The sequence below is a fragment of the Pseudonocardia sp. SID8383 genome (assembly GCF_009864975.1).
Lineage (GTDB): Bacteria > Actinomycetota > Actinomycetes > Mycobacteriales > Pseudonocardiaceae > Pseudonocardia > Pseudonocardia alni.
Map to the genome: position 1 here is coordinate 1 of NZ_WWFY01000024.1, position 340 is coordinate 340.

Sequence of the window (340 nt, forward strand, 5' to 3'; positions counted from 1 at the left end):
CCGGTCGCGGTCAGTGCGGGAGGACCGGCTCCAGCAGCCGCTCGGCGAGCCGGCGCAGGTCGTCGTCGCCGACGCCCCACTCGCGCAGCCGGCCCGCCGGGCCGGTGGGGTGCGCGTCGAGGTCGTCGAGCACGGCCTCCAGGGCGGCGGCGTCCACCCCGAGCAGTGCCTCGTCGTCGGGCTCGGGCTGGCCCCAGGCGCGCAGCCGGTCCCACAGCGTCGGCAGGACCTCGTTGGTGCGCAGGTAGTCCGCGACGACCGTCGCGCGCGGCACGTCCAGCACGGCCAGCAGCACCCCGACCACGATCCCGGTCCGGTCCTTGCCCGCGGCGCAGTGCAC

At 77.6% G+C, this 340-nt stretch carries 1 protein-coding gene; it reads right to left on the bottom strand.

Annotated features, from left to right (window positions below):
- Positions 1 to 10: 10 nt before the first annotated feature.
- Positions 11 to 340, bottom strand: a 330-nt coding sequence (locus GTW08_RS00675; RefSeq protein WP_161151248.1) for a tyrosine-protein phosphatase, incomplete at its 5' end; no start/stop codon positions are given.